This window comes from Tsukamurella ocularis, assembly GCF_965138335.1.
GTDB classification, from domain to species: domain Bacteria; phylum Actinomycetota; class Actinomycetes; order Mycobacteriales; family Mycobacteriaceae; genus Tsukamurella; species Tsukamurella ocularis_A.
Map to the genome: position 1 here is coordinate 19294 of NZ_CBCSDV010000015.1, position 14883 is coordinate 34176.

The window sequence follows — 14883 nt, forward strand, 5'->3', positions numbered from 1 at the left end:
ACGCGGTAGCTTCCGGGTCCATATCTATCAACCGGTCGTCATCCGACGACGAGTTCCTCCCCGTCGCGCCGCACGGGGGCCGAGGCCAGCGCGGTTCTCGCGGGGCCGCCCTCCACCGCGCCGGTGCCCCCGTTGAACCTGCTGCCGTGGGCCGGGCATTCGAGGCTGAGGCCGTCCTGCGCCGCCACGACGGTGCCCTGGTGGGTGCAGGCCGCGTCGAACGCGACGAAGGTCCCGTCGGTGGGCTGGGCGACCACGTACGGCTTGGGGCCCGCGATCACCACGGCGCTCCCGACGGGCACCTGGGCCACCGGGATCCGGGCGCCGCCGCCCGGTGCGGCGCCTCCCGTCGAGGCGCCGTTCGTCGTGGTTGAGCCCGACGGGGCGTCGTCGTTCGTCGAGGACGTTCCACAGGCCACCGCGACGGGCAGGATCGCGATACCGGGAAGCGCCGCGAGGACCGCGCGCCGCGTGGGGCAGAAGCTTGGCTGAGTCGTCTGCATCACGGGGTCCACTCTGCCAGCATTGATGCGTGCTCACCGAGATCGCGGGAATTCCGAGTCATCCGTTGTTGGTCCACGCCGCGGTCGTGCTGCTGCCCCTGGCCGCGCTCGCTCTCGTGATCGCCGCCTGGTGGCCCGTGGCCCGCACGCGGCTCGGGGTCGCGCTGCCGGTGTTCGCGCTGGTCGCGACACTCGCGTGCTATCTCGCGAAGGAGTCGGGGGAGAAGCTCGAGCAGCGCCCGTCGATGGAGGGAATGCGCGAGCAGATCGCGGGCCACGAGACCCAGGGCACGGCGACGTTCCTGTGGTCGCTGGCGCTGTTCGTCGTCGCCCTCCTGGTCTGGGCGGGATCCAGCCCGGCCGTCGCCTCCCGCGTCTCGGGGTCGACGGTGCTCTCCGGTCGCGCGGGCACCGTCGTCCTGGGCGTGTTGTCGACGGTGGCGGCGGCCGCGTGCCTGTGGGGCGTGATCGCGGCCGGGCACTCCGGCGCGACGATGGTGTGGTCGGGGCTCTGAGGTGTTCCGCCCGGCCGCGACGACGTGCCGGGGCTACGCCGGGCCGGTCTGCGTCGAGTGGGCCTGCGTCAGGAACTGGTAGCCCGCGGCGTTCGCCGTGATCCCGGCACGCTCCTCGTCGGACAGCTCGCGCCGCACCTTCGCGGGCACCCCCGCGACCATCGACCCGGGCGGCACCTCCATCCCCTGAGGAACCAGGGCGTTCGCCGCGATCAGGCTGCCGGCACCGATCACCGCGCCGTTGAGGACGACCGCGCCCATGCCGATCAGCACGTCGTCGCCGACCGTGCACCCGTGCACCACCGCGTTGTGGCCGATGGACACCCGTTCACCGACCTTCAGCGGGAAGCCCGGGTCGGCGTGCATCGCCACGCCGTCCTGGACGTTGCTGTTCTCACCGATCACGATGGGCGTCGTGTCGCCGCGCACCACGGCGCTGTAGAACACCCCGACACCCGGTCCGAGCTCCACGTCCCCGACGACGGTGGCCGTCTCGGCGACCCAGGCCGTCTCGGCGATGCGGGGCGTCTTGTCTGCGAATCGTGCGATCACTCGCGGCCTCCTCAGGCGATACCGGTGGTGCCGAGGACCTTACCGACCACGTAGGTGACGGCCATCGCGATGAGGCCGCCGAGCACGACGCGGGCCGTCGCGCGCCGGACGTCCGCATCGCCGAGCCGCGCGGAGACGTAGCCGGTGAGCGCGAGCCCGACCAGCACCGCGACGACGATCGCGAGGATCCGCTGCGCCTCGATGAGGGAGGCGAGGATCGGGATGCTCGCGCCCACGCTGAACGAGACGGCCGACGACAGGGCCGCCGCGACCGGGCTCGTCAGATTCCCCTCGTCGATGCCGAGCTCGGCGTCGAGGTGCGCCTGCAGTGGGTCCTTGGCGGTGAGCTCCTCGGCGACGAGGCGGGCCGTGGTGGGGGAGAGCCCCTTCTGGCGGTAGATCTGCTCCAACTCCGCGAACTCGTCGTCGGGCATGTCCCTCAGCTCCGCCTTCTCCTTGGCGATGAGCGCGACCTCGGTGTCGCGCTGCGTGCTCACGGAGACGTACTCGCCGAGCGCCATCGACACGGCGCCCGCGGTGAGGCCGGCGATCCCCGCGGTGAGGATCGCGGAGGACTCGCCCGTCGCCGCCGCGACGCCGATGACGATGCCCGCGGTCGAGATCAGTCCGTCGTTGGCGCCGAGCACCCCCGCTCGCAGCCAGTTGAGACGGTCCCCGATCGCGGCGTGGTGCGGCTCGAATTCATGTGTGCCTTCACCGATCTGCTCAGCCATGCGAAGAAGTCTAGGTACGTTCGTGGCATGACTGCAGCGCAGATAGGACTTCCCCGTCGGCTCGCGGTCGGAGGGGGCGCGCTCGCCGACTCCGGCCGCCTGGTCCGGGACCTCGGCTTCTCCCGGCCGGTGGTCGTGACGGACGCCTTCCTCTCGGCCCAGGGCACGGTCGCCCGCCTGGTGGCGGCGCTGACCGAGGCGGGCTGCGAGGTCTCCGTCTTCGACCGGACGGTGCCCGATCCCACGACCGACTCGCTCGAGCCCGGCCTGACCGTGGTGCGCGATCACCGGGCCGACTGCGTGATCGGGCTCGGGGGCGGCAGCCCCCTCGATACGGCCAAGGCCCTCGCGGTGCTCGCCGAGGGCGGCGGCACCATGCGGGACTACAAGGCGCCGACCGTCACCGTCGGGCCCGCGCTGCCGGTGATCGCGATCCCGACGACGGCGGGCAGCGGCAGCGAGGCCACCCAGTTCAGCATCATCACCGACAGCGCGAGCGACGAGAAGATGCTCTGCCCGGGCCCGGCGTTCCTCCCGGTGGCCGCGATCGTGGACTACGAGCTCACCCTCTCGATGCCCGCGCGCCTCACCGCCGACACGGGCGTGGACGCCCTCACCCACGCCATCGAGGCGTACGTCAGCCGCAAGGCGAACCCGTTCGCCGACGGTTTCGCGCTCACCGCGATCTCCACGATCGCGGCGAATATCCGGGCCGTCTACGCCGACGGTGCCGACCGCGCGGCGCGGGAGGCGATGATGCTCGCCGCGACGCAGGCCGGCGTGGCCTTCTCCAACAGCTCGGTCGCACTCGTGCACGGCATGAGCCGCCCGATCGGCGCGCACTTCCACGTCGCGCACGGTCTGTCCAACGCCATGCTGCTGCCCGCGGTGATGCGCTTCTCGGTGGGCGCGGCACCGTCGCGCTACGCGGACTGCGCCCGGGCGTACGGGCTGTCCGGCGCCTCCGACGAGGCCCTCGCGCAGGCCCTCGTCGGCGCGATCGAGGAGCTCTGCACGGACCTGGCCGTGCCCACGCCCCGGGCGTACGGCATCGACAAGGCCCGGTGGGACGGGCTCGCCTCGCTCATGGCGGAGCAGGCCCTCGCGTCCGGCTCGCCCGGGAACAACCCGCGCGTGCCCGATGCCGTCGAGATCGTCGCCCTGTACGACGAGGTGTACGGCTAAGCGGCGTCCCTCGCGGGCTCGTCCGTCGGCGTCGGGGCCGATGCCGATTCGTCCGCGGCAGCGCCCTGGGCGGCCGGATCGGCGGCGGGCTCCTCCGCGGGCGTCTGCTCCGGCCCGACCTCGGCCTCGTCGGGCACGGTATCGGCGGGGTCGATCGGGGGATCGCTCGGGACAACGGCCGGGACCTCGACGGCGGCACCGGCGGGCGACTGCTGCGCCGGCGGATCGACCGCGGGAGGAGCCTGACCGGCCTCGTCGTCCTCGGTCAGGAGGTGCGCGACCGGGACGGCGTCGGGCCGGTCGTCGCGATGGCGTGCGGACGGCGTCTCCGCACGATCGGCCGTGGTGACGACGGGCGTGGGCACGCGGGGCACCAACCCGACGTCGCCGGGCTCCGGGACGGGCACGAGCGCGTTGAGGATCTGATCGAACTCCTTCGGCACCGCGAGCCCGCCGCGACGGAGCATCCAGCCCCACGGATTCTCGCCCTTGTCGATCGAGACCCACGTCGTGTCGTCCTCGGTCCACGTCCGCTTGACGGTGCCGTCCGCGTAGGTCTCGACGGTCACGGTGGCACCGTTGCGCGTCTCGGTGCGGGTGTCGACGGGGCTGTCCGGCGTGGAGCCGGGCGTGAAGGGCTCGCCGGTGAGCGGGGAGTAGCTGCCGATGTTCTCGGCGGTGTACACGGCCCCGTGCATCAGGAACCCGGGGATCAGGTAGACGGCGAGCGAGACGGGGTTGGCGCCCATCCCGCAGGCGATGTCTCCCTTGAAGCAGATGCTGACGACCGTCGCCCCGGACGCGCCGTCGTTGCGGACCGGTCCCGAGTGCAGGCCCGGAATCCCGGCAGGGATGACGTTCCATGCGCCGGAACGGACGAAACTCGGGCTGCCCTGCTCGATGATGGTGAGCTTCGCAGAACCGTCGGCCGGGCGCGGATGGTCCTTGCCGTAACGCAGGACCGCGAGGCCGACGACGTCGGCGCCCTGGGAGATCGTGTAGACCACGACCTCCTCGCTCGGGTCGGCCTTCGCGGCGGTGATCGCGTCGACGGTGGCCGCAGCGCCGATGTCGTTGGACTGGGCGTACGTGTGCTTGCCGTCGCTGCTCAGCGCGAGGCCGGGGAAGCCGACCCCGAAGACCGCGGGGTACTGGACGAAGACGGGCGCGGGCCCGGTGTAGTCACCGCTGATCCGGGCCCATTGATCCTTCCCCGTCGGGTCACTGGCGCCGCCGACGACGATGATCGTCTTCGCCGCGACCTGAGCCAGGAACTCGGCTCCGCCGCCGGTGAGGGCGAGCACGCCCGCGAGTCCCGTTCCTGCGGCGGCCAGCGCGATCGGCCGGGGCGTGCGGAGGGCATGCCTCGTTGTCATCGTTGCTCGCTTTCTTGAAGCAATGAAGTGGTGGGGCTGGAGCAGGTCCGGTCGTCCATCACGCGGTCCGGGCGGAACGCGTGGTACTCGATCGCGGTCGTGGGGCGGCCGGGCCGGCCAGGACGGTCGAGTGACCGACGTGGTGCACATCGGTCCGATGATCATGCCCTGTGCAGAAGCAACACGGGGTCGATTCGTCCTGACCGGCCGGGCGATTCCTCCGAACGGACTACAGCAGCTTCTCCATGCGGGCGATCTCGGCCTGCTGGCCGGTCTTGATCTGCTCGGCGAGCTTCCTGTTCTCCGGGTCGACGCCCTTCGCCAGCTCGGTGTCGGCCATGGTGATCGCGCCCCTGTGGTGGGCGATCATCATCGTGAGCCACTCGCGGTCGAAGTCGGCGCCCCGGAGCGTGCGGAGCTTCCCCATCTGCGCCGGCGTCATCATGCCGTCCATCGCGTGCTCCATCGACGCGGTCGGGGCGGGCTTGCCCCACTGCGCGAGGAGCCGGGCGAAGGCGTCCATCTCGGGCTGCTGCGCGCCCTGGATCTCGGCGGCGAGTTCGACCACCTCGGGGCGGGCGCCCTTGCCGGCGACCAGCTCGGCCATCTCGACGGCCTGGGCGTGGTGCGGGTACATCATCGTGGCGAACTCGACGTCGGCGTCGTTGAACTGGACGGTGACGGCGCTGCTCGGCGCAGCGCTCGACGACGTGCCCATGTCGTGGCCGGCGTGACCGGCCGCGCTGGTGGCGGCCGCGCTCGACGGCGATGCCTCGTTCGTGTCACCGGAGGTACAGCCCGCGAGCAGGGAGGCGCCGACGGCGGCGGCGGACAGGACTGCGGCGATGCGGATACGCGAAACGTTCATGATTGTTCCTCTTACGGGTGCGATTCGGTCTGACGGGTCGGCTCAGCGCGCCGCGGCCGTGGTGGCCGCGCGCGGGCGTCGATCAGACTCGGAGAACGCAGAGCCGGGCGAGGTCGAGCACCGTCCAGGGCGGGGGACCGCGCGCGAGGGCGGCGCGGGCCGCCGGAGTGGCGTCGGCGGCACCGTCGGCGAGGGGGAGGACCGCGACGAGCGGCGGCGCGCCGACGGTCTTGTGCACGACGACGGTGCCGGCGCAGTCGTGCGCCTCGTGGTCGTGCACGGCGTCGACGGTCTGCTTCTCGACGGACGTGCCGTGCTCGGCCTGCGCCATCGTGGTCTCGGCGGGCGCCGTTGTCGGCGGCGCGCCGTGGTGCATGCTCGACGAGCCCGCCGCCGAGGGCATCGCCATGAGCGGCATGCCCAGGTGCATGAGGACGACGGCGAACGCCACGACGACGACCGTGGTGGCCGCCGTCCGTCCGTTCCGCATCGCCCGCACGGCCGAATAATACCCCAACGGGGTAGGGGTCACCGCTCGCGCAGGCGCACCTCGGCGAGGAGCTCGCGCGCGGCGGCGCGGGCGGCGGACGCGTCGCCGGCGGCCACGGCGTCGATGACGGCGATGTGCGCGCACTCGTACGACGTGGCGAATCCGACGGGAAACTCCTGGAGATGCTCCTGCAACACGGGGACCAGCGAGTCGTAGAACTCGAGGTAGATCGCGTTGTGACTGGCGGCGACCACCCCGCGGTGCATCGCGAGATCCGCCGCGATGGCCTCCCGTTCGGCGCCGGACTCGACCTGCTCGGGCGCCCAGAGCCGGTTCCGGGCGTCCAGGAGGCGACGCAGCTCGGCGACGTCGTCGTCGTCGCGGCGCTCCGCGGCGAGACCCGCGGCCGTCACCTCGAGGGCCTCGCGCAGTTCGAGCAGATCGGTGTCGCGCGCGGCGGAGAAGTAGTCGCCCAGCGTGGAGGTGGCGCACGCGGAGAGCACGTAGGTGCCGGAGCCCTGGCGCCGCTCCAGCATGCCCGCGTGCACCAACGCCTGCACCGCCTCGCGGACGGTGTTGCGCGCGGTGCCGGTGAGCTCGCGGAGCTCGGTCTCCGTGGGTATGCGTCCGCCCACGGGCCATCGCCCACTGGCGATCTCGCCGCGGAGCTGTTCTGTGACCTGCGCGATCAAGGTCTGCCTACGTACGGGTTGCATCACAGTCATCCTATCCGCACGGAAATCGTGTTGCCGTCATACATCCATTCATCCTATGATTTGTGTCGACTGTAAGGAGGGCGAATGACCAGCATCGCGACCGAGCCGCAGGAGGCCGATCAGACCATGGTGCGATCCGTGAAGCAGGGACGGCTGCTCGTACTGCTGGCGATCGTGCTGTTCGCGCTCACCCTGCGGACCGCCGTCACGTCACTGACACCGCTGCTCACCCGGATCAGCGAGGACCTGCACTTCGGGGCCACGATCATCGGCGTCTTCGGCATGCTGCCCACCGCCATGTTCGCCGCGGCAGGCATCGTGACGCCGGTGCTGACGAGCCGGATCGGCCTCGAACGCACGACCCTGGTGGCCGTCGCCGCGACGGCGGTCGGCATCGGGGTGCGCTCCGTGATGGGCGGCACCCTCGGGCTGCTGCTCTTCTCGTGCCTGGCGCTGATCGGCATGGGCGTCGGCAACGTCGTGCTGCCGCCCCTGGTCAAGCGGTACTTCTCGGACAACGTCGCGGTGCTCAGCACCGCGTACCTCACCTGCGTCCAGCTGGGCACCATGGTGCCGGCGCTGGCCGCGGTCCCGGTCGCGGACGCCTACGGCTGGCAGGTCTCGCTCGCCATCTGGGCGCTCATCCCGATCGCCGCGTTCCTGCCCTGGCTCGGCATCGTCCTGGCCCGGCGGGGCCACGACGTGCAGGACGTGACGGGGGAGCCGGAGGCCGAGACGCCGGCGGAACGGGGCCGCATCTGGCGCTCGCCGCTGGCCTGGGGCGCGGCCGCGATGTTCGGCATGACCTCGCTGAACACGTACGCGATGTTCACGTGGATCCCGACGATCCTCTCGGACTCCGGCGGCAGCGCCGCCCTCGGCGGCAACATGGTCGCGCTGTTCTCGGGCGTCGGCTTCGTGGCGACGTTGATCGTGCCCAGCCTGTGCACCCGGATGGAGAACCCGTTCCCGCTGGTGATCGTGTTCCTCGGCTGCTTCGTGGCGGGCTTCCTGGGCCTGCTGTTCGCGCCGATGACGCTGACCTGGGTCTGGGTGATCGCACTGGGCCTGGGACCGACGACCTTCCCCATGGCGCTCACCTTGGTGAACCTGCGCACCCGCACGGGCGCCGGCTCCGCCGCCCTGTCCGGGTTCATGCAGGGCGTGGGTTACCTCGCGGCGTGCGCCGGCCCGCTGGGCTTCGGCCTGCTGCACGAGGCGACGCACGGATGGGCGGCGCCGTTCGCGATGCTCTTCGGCTGCCTCGTCATCCTCGGCGTCGGCGCTTACCAGGCGTGCAAGCCGCGGATGCTCGAGGACACCTGGCACTGAGCTAGAACTTGCTGCTCCAGTAGTCCCAGAACTGCACGCCGATCAGGGCGAGCACGACGATGTACCAGAGCAGCACGGCGGCGGCCAGCCCCTGTTTGACGGGCTGCGTCGCCTTCGGGCCGAGCGCGGCGGCGACGGCGGTCGCGAGCACGATCGGCATGATCGTCCAGACGAGCATGCACCACAGGCACAGCGCGTGGATCACGAACAGGCTCGAGTAGATCAGGAACACGACCAGCGCGATCCCGGCGGCGGCGCCGATCGCGAGGCCGATCCAGAACCAGCGGGGGAGGTCGACGCCCCCGAGCGCGAGCACGCCGGCGACGATCACCACGGAGAACGACGCGATCCCGATCAGCGGGTTGGGGAAGCCGAACACCGAGCCCTGCCACGACTGCATCACCGAGCCGCAGGAGATCGTCGGGTCCAGGCTGCACCCGGGGACGAAGTTCGGGTCCTCGAGCAGCTTGATCTTGTCGATGGTGAGCATCGCCGAGGCCAACAGCCCCAGCACGCCGGTCACGAGGAGCAGGATTCCGGTGGTGCGACGGTTCTCTGTGGCGGCGGGCGCGGCCGTCTCGATGGTGGACACGTCAGCGATGGTAGGCGACGAACCTGAGGGCCCCGGCACCGTCAGGCGCCCACGTACGCGGCGAGGTGCTCTCCGGTCAGGGTGCCGCGTGCGGCCACCAGGTCCGACGGGGTCCCCTCGAAGACGACCCGGCCACCGTCGTGCCCGGCGCCGGGGCCGATGTCGATGATCCAGTCGCCGTGCGCCATCACCGCCTGGTGGTGCTCGATGACGATGACCGACTTGCCGCCGTCGACGAGGCGGTCGAGCAGCCCGAGGAGTTGTTCGACATCGGCCAGGTGCAGGCCCGTGGTGGGCTCGTCCAGGACGAGCACGCCGCCCTTGTCGCCCATGTGGGTGGCGAGCTTGAGACGCTGACGCTCGCCGCCCGACAGGGTCGTCAGGGGCTGACCGAGGCCGACGTAGCCGAGCCCCACGTCGCTGAGGTGACCGAGGATCCTGTGCGCGGCCGGGATCTTCGCCTCGCCGTCGGCGAAGAACTCCAGGGCCTCCGCGACGGGCATCGTCAGGACCTCGCTGATGTTCTTCCCGCCGAAGCGGTACTCGAGCACCGCCGCCTGGAACCGCTTGCCGTCGCACTCCTCGCAAGTGGTGGAGACGCCCGCCATGATGCCGAGGTCGGTGTAGATGACGCCCGCGCCGTTGCAGGCGGGGCAGGCGCCCTCGGAGTTCGCGCTGAACAGGGCGGGCTTGACGCCGTTGGCCTTCGCGAAGGCCTTGCGGATGTGGTCCAGCAATCCGGTGTAGGTGGCGGGATTGCTGCGCCGGCTGCCCTTGATCGGGGTCTGGTCGACGGTGACCACGCCGTCCCGAGGGCTGATCGAGCCGTGGATCAGCGAGCTCTTGCCCGAGCCGGCGACGCCGGTGACCACGACGAGCACGCCGAGCGGCACGTCGACGTCCACCTGCTGGAGGTTGTGCTCGGTCGCGCCGCGTACCTCCAGCACGCCCGACGGTGCCCGCACCCCGGCCTTGAGGCGTGCCCGGTCGTCGAGGTGGCGCCCGGTCAGCGTGTCCGCGCCGCGCAGGCCGTCGACCGTGCCCTCGAACACGATCTCGCCGCCCGCCGTTCCGGCCTTCGGGCCGAGGTCGACGACGTGGTCGGCGATCGCGATGGCCTCGGGCTTGTGCTCGACGACGAGGACGGTGTTGCCCTTGTCCCGCAGGCGCAGGAGGAGGGCGTTCATCCGAGCGATGTCGTGCGGGTGCAGCCCGATGGTCGGCTCGTCGAAGACGTAGGTGATGTCCGTGAGCGAGCTGTTGAGGTGCCGGATCATCTTGGTGCGCTGCGCCTCGCCCCCCGACAGCGTCCCGGCGGGGCGGTCCAGGGAGAGGTAGCCGAGCCCGATCTCGACGAAGGAGTCCAGGGTCTGCTGCAGGCTCTCGATGAGCGGCGCCACCGACGGGTCGTCGACGGCGCGGATCCACTCCGCGAGCTCGTTGATCTGCATCGCGCAGCAGTCCGCGATCGATGTGCCGTTGATCTTCGACGAACGGGCGAGTTCCGACAGGCGGGTGCCGTCGCACTCCGGGCAGACGCTGAACGCGACGGCGCGCTCGACGAAGGCGCGGATGTGCGGCTGCATCGCGTCGACGTCCTTGGCCAGGAAGGACTTCTGGATCTTGGGGATGATGCCCTCGTAGGTGAGGTTGATCCCCTCGACCTTGATCTTGGTCGGCTCCTTGTAGAGCAGGTCGTTCAGTTCCCGCTTGGTGTACTTCGCGATGGGCTTGGAGGTGTCGAAGAAGCCGCTGCCGCGGTAGATGCGGCCCTGCCAGCCGTCCATGCTGTAGCCCGGGATGGTGAACGGGCCGTCGTCGAGCGACTTGGTGTCGTCGTAGAGCGCCGTGAGGTCGATGTCGCTCACGCTGCCCCGGCCCTCGCAGCGCGGGCACATGCCGCCGGTGATGCCGAAGCTGACCCGTTCCTTGACCTCGCGTCCGCCCTTGTCGTGCTTGACCGCGCCGGCGCCGCTCACCGAGGCGACGTTGAAGGAGTACGCCTGCGGCGAGCCGATGTGCGGGTCGCCGAGCCGGCTGAACAGGATGCGCAGCATGGCGTTGGCGTCCGTGGCCGTGCCGACGGTGGAACGCGGGTCGGATCCCATGCGCTCCTGACCGACGATGATCGCGGTGGTGAGGCCGTCGAGTACGTCGACGTCGGGACGCGCCAACGTGGGCATGAACCCCTGCACGAAAGCGCTGTACGTCTCGTTGATCAGGCGCTGGGACTCCGCCGCGATGGTGCCGAAGACGAGCGAGCTCTTCCCGGATCCGGAGACGCCCGTGAACACCGTGAGGCGCCGTTTGGGCAGTTCGATGCTGACGTTCTTGAGATTGTTCTCCCGCGCCCCGTGGACGCGGATCCTCTCGTGGCTGTCGGCGGCGTGCGGGACGGACTGCGGCATCAACGCTCCTGATGACCTCGTGCGGCAACCGCACCAGGGTACCGGCGCGCTACCGCGGAAGCAGAGAAGTCGAGCACGCCCGTGGGCGCGCTCGACTTCGTGGAAGGGGGGAGTGTCAGTCGTTGTACTGGGAGAGCGAGACCTCGCCCCACTTGTACCGGTTGCCCGGGGTGAGGGTGGCGCGACCGAAGCCCTCGAGATCCTCGAAGCCGCTCCAGTTGTCCTCGCCGTCGGTGAGGCCGAAGACGTAGACGTCGGTGCCCAGCAGGTGCTGCACACCCACCGTGTAGCCCTCGACGTTGGTGACCAGCATCGGCATGCGATGCATGTCGACCATCAGGTCGTTGTCCTCGGGGTTGAAGGAGATCAGCTTCTCGCCGGCGGCGGACAGCTGCCACGTGATCTTGTCGACGGGGCCGTCCTTCTCGGAGAAGTCCAGCAGTTCTGCCAGGCGGAGCGCGCAGTCCGCACTGTAGGTGGCGATCAGCGAGCCCGTCTGGCGCACCCGGCCTTCACGCTCGACTCGCTGGGCACGGGCCTCCTCATCGTGCTTGCGAACGAGTTCTTGGGCGCGCTTGAGGACGGAGAGGTCTTCATTGGTCATGGTGTTAACAATAGCGTTATCCGACCACCGATGGTTAATGTTCTCCGCAGGAGGCCGCGTGTCGCCGCCGGATTCTCCTGTGAACCGGTGCCGACCACCGCCGGGATGCAGCACACGCGTCGCGGCCGCGTGCGCGAATCGATTACCAGCCGTGGCGATCTGACGAAAGTTCACGAGAGATCCGCGGCGCACGGCCCGGCGGGCGGCGCGTGGATCCGGCGCGCTGTCGATTAGATCGATTAAATCAATCATGCGCGAAATGGAATCTATGGCCATTTGGCGCGTATCGGAACTGGCCAGAGCGGAGGTCGGACGGGCGAGATCGAGCCCCGGAAGACTGAACTGCACCGTGTCTTCCAGCGAAACGTCGACCCTCGGGGCCGCCGCGACTTCTTCACGACTATGCCTGCCCATTTTTCCTCCTTGTGCACACGAACGAATTCCCCATTCGCCCGAGGTTCATCATGCGTCACAAGAGTAGGAGAGAGTCCATTGCTATTGCAATACTCGCCGGTCGGCTATTCAGTACCGTCGCCGTTTCCAGCGGCGAGTCAGCCGGATGGCGCTTCGTGACGCCAGACCGAGTGAATACGTCACAGTGACGTATTGATGGCACCTGACTGGATGAGCGACCGAACAGGAAGGAGGCCCCGAGGCCGCCGGGACGGGCCGAACCGTCTCGATGGCGTCCGGTGCGACCGTCGATCGATGCGCCGAGAGCGCACAGCGAGCGCCAGGAGCAGCGTGCCCAACCAACGCGCGCCAGGCGGCCGGTCAGATCACCGGGCCGCGAGCGGTGCGCGCCGATGGGCAGCGCGACAGCGGATCACCGGAACGGGTAGCCGGCGAACGGGACGACAACCCGGCGAGACGCTCACCGGCACTCGACTCGCGCAGCACCCTGTTTCACCGATAATCTACATTATGACATTACGGGTGGATCCGCCCCGCCTCGCTGAGCTCCGCAGCCAGCGCGACGACGCGAGCGGCGATGTCGTCACGGACGAGCCGCATCCGCTCGATCCCCTCGATGCCCCGTTCCGACGGCTCGTCGGTGTCCCAGTTGACCAGCATGACGCCCGCAGGCGGGTCGACGACGGCCTCGCGGCCGAGGGTGACCACCAGGTCCACGCGGGCAAGCAGTTCCGGGTCGATCGGTGTGGGGATCTCGCCGGTGATGTCGACTCCCACCTCGGCGAGGGACTCGGCCGAGAGGGCATTGATGGCGGCGCCGGGTCGGGTGCCGGCGGAGTGCACCTCGACGGCATCGCCGGCGACGTCACGCATCAGGCCGGCGGCCATCTGCGACTTGCCCCCGTTCTTGACACACACGAACAGCACGGTCGGCACTCGGGCCTGCTTGTCGGTCATCGGTTCACTCTCCCGGACGGATCCGTAGTCGCGGCGGCGGTGGAGGACGGAGTAGGAGGGAACCGCTTGCGCAGCGCCAGGGAGACGTAGACGAGGGCGACGAGGACCGGGACCTCGATCAACGGCCCGACGACGCCCGCGAGGGCCTGCCCGGACGTGGCGCCGTACGTGGCGATCGCGACGGCGATGGCGAGCTCGAAGTTGTTCCCCGCGGCGGTGAAGGCCAGCGTGGTGGTCCGTTGGTAGCCGAGGCCCATCGCGGCGCCGAGCAGGTATCCACTGCCCCACATGATCGCGAAGTACGCCAGCAGAGGCAGCGCGATCCGCGCGACGTCCCAGGGCCGGGAAGTTATCTGTTCGCCCTGGAGGGCGAAGAGGATGACGATGGTGAAGAGCAGTCCGTACAGCGCCCACGGGCCGATCCGCGGCAGGAACGCCCCCTCGTACCAGTCGCGCCCCTTCGCCCTCTCCCCCCAGCGGCGCGACAGATAGCCCGCGAGCAGCGGGATGCCGAGGAAGATCAGCACGGACTCGGCGATCTGCCACGGCGAGGTGCTGATCGTGGTCTGTTCGAGGCCGAGCCAGCCCGGGAGGATCGACAGGTAGAACCAGCCGAGGACGGCGAACATGATCACCTGGAACACCGAGTTCAGCGCGACGAGCACGGCGGCGGCCTCGCGGTCGCCGCAGGCGAGGTCGTTCCAGATGATCACCATCGCGATGCAGCGGGCTAGGCCGACGATGATCAGGCCGGTGCGGTACTCGGGCAGGTCCGGTAGGAGTAGCCAAGCGAGCGCGAACATCAACGCGGGGCCGATGATCCAGTTCAGTGCCAACGAGCTGACGAGCAGCTTGCGGTCGCCGGTGACGGTATCGAGGCGGTCGTATCGGACCTTCGCCAGCACCGGGTACATCATGATCAGCAGCCCGAGCGCGATCGGCAGGGAGATGCCGTCGACCTGGATCTTCTCCAGTGCGGTGTTCATGCCGGGGATCATCCTGCCGAGCAGCAGGCCCAGGGCCATCGCCAACCCGATCCACACGGGGAGGAACCGATCGAGCGTCGACAGCTTCCCGCTCGCCTGCTGTTCCGTGGCCGGAGTGGTCACTGCGGGCCGCAGTCGCACGCGGCGGTCGTGGCGAGCTGGGACATGGTGACGACCTCCAAGGCGTGCGATGCACGTCGAATCGCTGACACGGTCTGTTCTACGGCACCTTTTCGACATATGTCAATGCGGTCCGTAGGATCGACGTCATGCCCAAGGCGCTGCCCATGATCGACATGACCGATCCGGTCCGTTGCGCACCCGTCGCCGCGACACCCGCCGACGACGCCGCAGCGCTCGACGTGGCACTGCGCCTCAAAGCTCTCGCAGATCCGGTCCGCGTGAAGGTGTTGTCACTGCTGTTCACCTGCGGTGAACCGTGCACCACGGGTTCCCTCGCGGCCGCGGTCGGTCTCGCCGAGTCGACCGTGAGCCACCACCTCGGCCAGCTGCGCACCGCCGGCTTCATCGCGTCCGAGCGACAGGGCATGAGCATGCACCACACCCCGCGTCGCGAAGCACTCACCGCCCTGTGCAGGGTGTTGGACCCGAACTGCTGCTGACCGTACTCTGCCGCCGGTCGGCCTTCCG

General features: G+C 69.8%; 16 protein-coding genes. 4 read left to right on the forward strand and 12 right to left on the reverse strand.

From position 1 onward, the window contains the following. Positions 1–38: 38 nt before the first annotated feature. On the reverse strand, positions 39–503 hold the full coding sequence (locus ACNAYW_RS14445; RefSeq protein WP_415850474.1) for a Rieske (2Fe-2S) protein: 465 nt from the start codon (positions 501–503) through the stop codon (positions 39–41). Positions 504–532: 29 nt separating this feature from the next. Here ACNAYW_RS14445 and ACNAYW_RS14450 point away from each other — a divergent pair, with 29 nt between their 5' ends. After that, the gene (locus ACNAYW_RS14450; RefSeq protein ID WP_415850377.1) at positions 533–1018 is read left to right on the forward strand and encodes a hypothetical protein; all 486 of its coding nucleotides are present in this window, start codon (positions 533–535) and stop codon (positions 1016–1018) included. A gap of 33 nt (positions 1019–1051) precedes the next feature. Here ACNAYW_RS14450 and ACNAYW_RS14455 read toward each other — a convergent pair whose 3' ends face one another. Both ACNAYW_RS14455 and ACNAYW_RS14460 read right to left on the reverse strand, forming a co-directional pair. Further along, positions 1052–1570: a gamma carbonic anhydrase family protein gene (locus ACNAYW_RS14455; RefSeq protein ID WP_415850378.1), complete on the reverse strand. Its 519-nt coding sequence runs from the start codon at positions 1568–1570 to the stop codon at positions 1052–1054. A gap of 11 nt (positions 1571–1581) precedes the next feature. Next, on the reverse strand, positions 1582–2304 hold the full coding sequence (locus ACNAYW_RS14460; protein WP_415850379.1) for a VIT1/CCC1 transporter family protein: 723 nt from the start codon (positions 2302–2304) through the stop codon (positions 1582–1584). A 27-nt stretch (positions 2305–2331) separates the two neighbouring features. On the opposite strand from ACNAYW_RS14460, the gene ACNAYW_RS14465 reads away from it, so the two are divergent. Further along, positions 2332–3489 carry an iron-containing alcohol dehydrogenase gene (locus ACNAYW_RS14465; RefSeq protein WP_415850380.1) on the forward strand — a complete coding sequence of 386 codons (1158 nt, stop codon included), beginning with the start codon at positions 2332–2334 and terminating at the stop codon, positions 3487–3489. On the opposite strand, the gene ACNAYW_RS14470 is transcribed toward ACNAYW_RS14465, so the two are convergent. The 4 genes from ACNAYW_RS14470 to ACNAYW_RS14485 all read right to left on the reverse strand — a co-directional run bounded on the left by ACNAYW_RS14470 (position 3486) and on the right by ACNAYW_RS14485 (position 6939). Beyond that, a complete protein-coding gene (locus ACNAYW_RS14470) occupies positions 3486–4865 on the reverse strand; it encodes a hypothetical protein (RefSeq protein WP_415850381.1) in 1380 nt (459 codons plus the stop codon). The genes ACNAYW_RS14465 and ACNAYW_RS14470 overlap by 4 nt on opposite strands. A gap of 229 nt (positions 4866–5094) precedes the next feature. Further along, positions 5095–5733 carry a DUF305 domain-containing protein gene (locus tag ACNAYW_RS14475; protein WP_415850382.1) on the reverse strand — a complete coding sequence of 213 codons (639 nt, stop codon included), beginning with the start codon at positions 5731–5733 and terminating at the stop codon, positions 5095–5097. 82 nt (positions 5734–5815) lie between these two features. Further along, complete coding sequence (locus ACNAYW_RS14480; protein ID WP_415850383.1) at positions 5816–6232, reverse strand: hypothetical protein; 417 nt, start codon at positions 6230–6232, stop codon at positions 5816–5818. 29 nt (positions 6233–6261) lie between these two features. Further along, on the reverse strand, positions 6262–6939 hold the full coding sequence (locus ACNAYW_RS14485; RefSeq protein ID WP_415850384.1) for a FadR/GntR family transcriptional regulator: 678 nt from the start codon (positions 6937–6939) through the stop codon (positions 6262–6264). Between the two features lie 84 nt (positions 6940–7023). On the opposite strand from ACNAYW_RS14485, the gene ACNAYW_RS14490 reads away from it, so the two are divergent. Then, the gene (locus ACNAYW_RS14490) at positions 7024–8271 is read left to right on the forward strand and encodes a CynX/NimT family MFS transporter (protein WP_415850385.1); all 1248 of its coding nucleotides are present in this window, start codon (positions 7024–7026) and stop codon (positions 8269–8271) included. 1 nt (position 8272) lies between these two features. Here the strand turns inward: ACNAYW_RS14490 and ACNAYW_RS14495 are convergent, their stop codons facing one another. From ACNAYW_RS14495 to arsB, 5 genes are all read right to left on the reverse strand, one after another. Further along, positions 8273–8863, reverse strand: coding sequence for a vitamin K epoxide reductase family protein (locus ACNAYW_RS14495; protein WP_415850386.1), 591 nt, complete (start codon positions 8861–8863; stop codon positions 8273–8275). A gap of 41 nt (positions 8864–8904) precedes the next feature. Then, on the reverse strand, positions 8905–11271 hold the full coding sequence (locus tag ACNAYW_RS14500) for an ATP-binding cassette domain-containing protein (RefSeq protein WP_415850387.1): 2367 nt from the start codon (positions 11269–11271) through the stop codon (positions 8905–8907). A gap of 115 nt (positions 11272–11386) precedes the next feature. Further along, positions 11387–11875: a hypothetical protein gene (locus tag ACNAYW_RS14505; protein WP_415850388.1), complete on the reverse strand. Its 489-nt coding sequence runs from the start codon at positions 11873–11875 to the stop codon at positions 11387–11389. A gap of 930 nt (positions 11876–12805) precedes the next feature. Then, positions 12806–13246, reverse strand: coding sequence for an arsenate-mycothiol transferase ArsC (locus ACNAYW_RS14510; RefSeq protein ID WP_415850389.1), 441 nt, complete (start codon positions 13244–13246; stop codon positions 12806–12808). Continuing rightward, positions 13243–14355, reverse strand: coding sequence for an ACR3 family arsenite efflux transporter (gene arsB / locus ACNAYW_RS14515; RefSeq protein WP_415850390.1), 1113 nt, complete (start codon positions 14353–14355; stop codon positions 13243–13245). Before arsB ends, ACNAYW_RS14510 begins: the two co-directional genes overlap by 4 nt. Before the next feature lie 146 nt (positions 14356–14501). On the opposite strand from arsB, the gene ACNAYW_RS14520 reads away from it, so the two are divergent. Beyond that, entirely contained in the window at positions 14502–14855 is a 354-nt protein-coding gene (locus tag ACNAYW_RS14520) for an Rv2640c family ArsR-like transcriptional regulator (RefSeq protein WP_415850391.1), read from the forward strand. Positions 14856–14883 lie beyond the last annotated feature (28 nt).

What these genes read in the sequence shown, in the direction of transcription:
- ACNAYW_RS14445 (WP_415850474.1), bottom strand. Translation starts at nt 503, where the DNA reads ATGCAGACGACTCAGCCAAGCTTCTGCCCCACGCGGCGCGCGGTCCTC.
- ACNAYW_RS14460 (WP_415850379.1), bottom strand. Translation starts at nt 2,304, where the DNA reads ATGGCTGAGCAGATCGGTGAAGGCACACATGAATTCGAGCCGCACCAC.
- ACNAYW_RS14465 (WP_415850380.1), top strand. Translation starts at nt 2,332, where the DNA reads ATGACTGCAGCGCAGATAGGACTTCCCCGTCGGCTCGCGGTCGGAGGG.
- ACNAYW_RS14470 (WP_415850381.1), bottom strand. Translation starts at nt 4,865, where the DNA reads ATGACAACGAGGCATGCCCTCCGCACGCCCCGGCCGATCGCGCTGGCC.
- ACNAYW_RS14475 (WP_415850382.1), bottom strand. Translation starts at nt 5,733, where the DNA reads ATGAACGTTTCGCGTATCCGCATCGCCGCAGTCCTGTCCGCCGCCGCC.
- ACNAYW_RS14485 (WP_415850384.1), bottom strand. Translation starts at nt 6,939, where the DNA reads ATGCAACCCGTACGTAGGCAGACCTTGATCGCGCAGGTCACAGAACAG.
- ACNAYW_RS14490 (WP_415850385.1), top strand. Translation starts at nt 7,024, where the DNA reads ATGACCAGCATCGCGACCGAGCCGCAGGAGGCCGATCAGACCATGGTG.
- ACNAYW_RS14500 (WP_415850387.1), bottom strand. Translation starts at nt 11,271, where the DNA reads ATGCCGCAGTCCGTCCCGCACGCCGCCGACAGCCACGAGAGGATCCGC.
- ACNAYW_RS14505 (WP_415850388.1), bottom strand. Translation starts at nt 11,875, where the DNA reads ATGACCAATGAAGACCTCTCCGTCCTCAAGCGCGCCCAAGAACTCGTT.
- ACNAYW_RS14510 (WP_415850389.1), bottom strand. Translation starts at nt 13,246, where the DNA reads ATGACCGACAAGCAGGCCCGAGTGCCGACCGTGCTGTTCGTGTGTGTC.
- ACNAYW_RS14520 (WP_415850391.1), top strand. Translation starts at nt 14,502, where the DNA reads ATGCCCAAGGCGCTGCCCATGATCGACATGACCGATCCGGTCCGTTGC.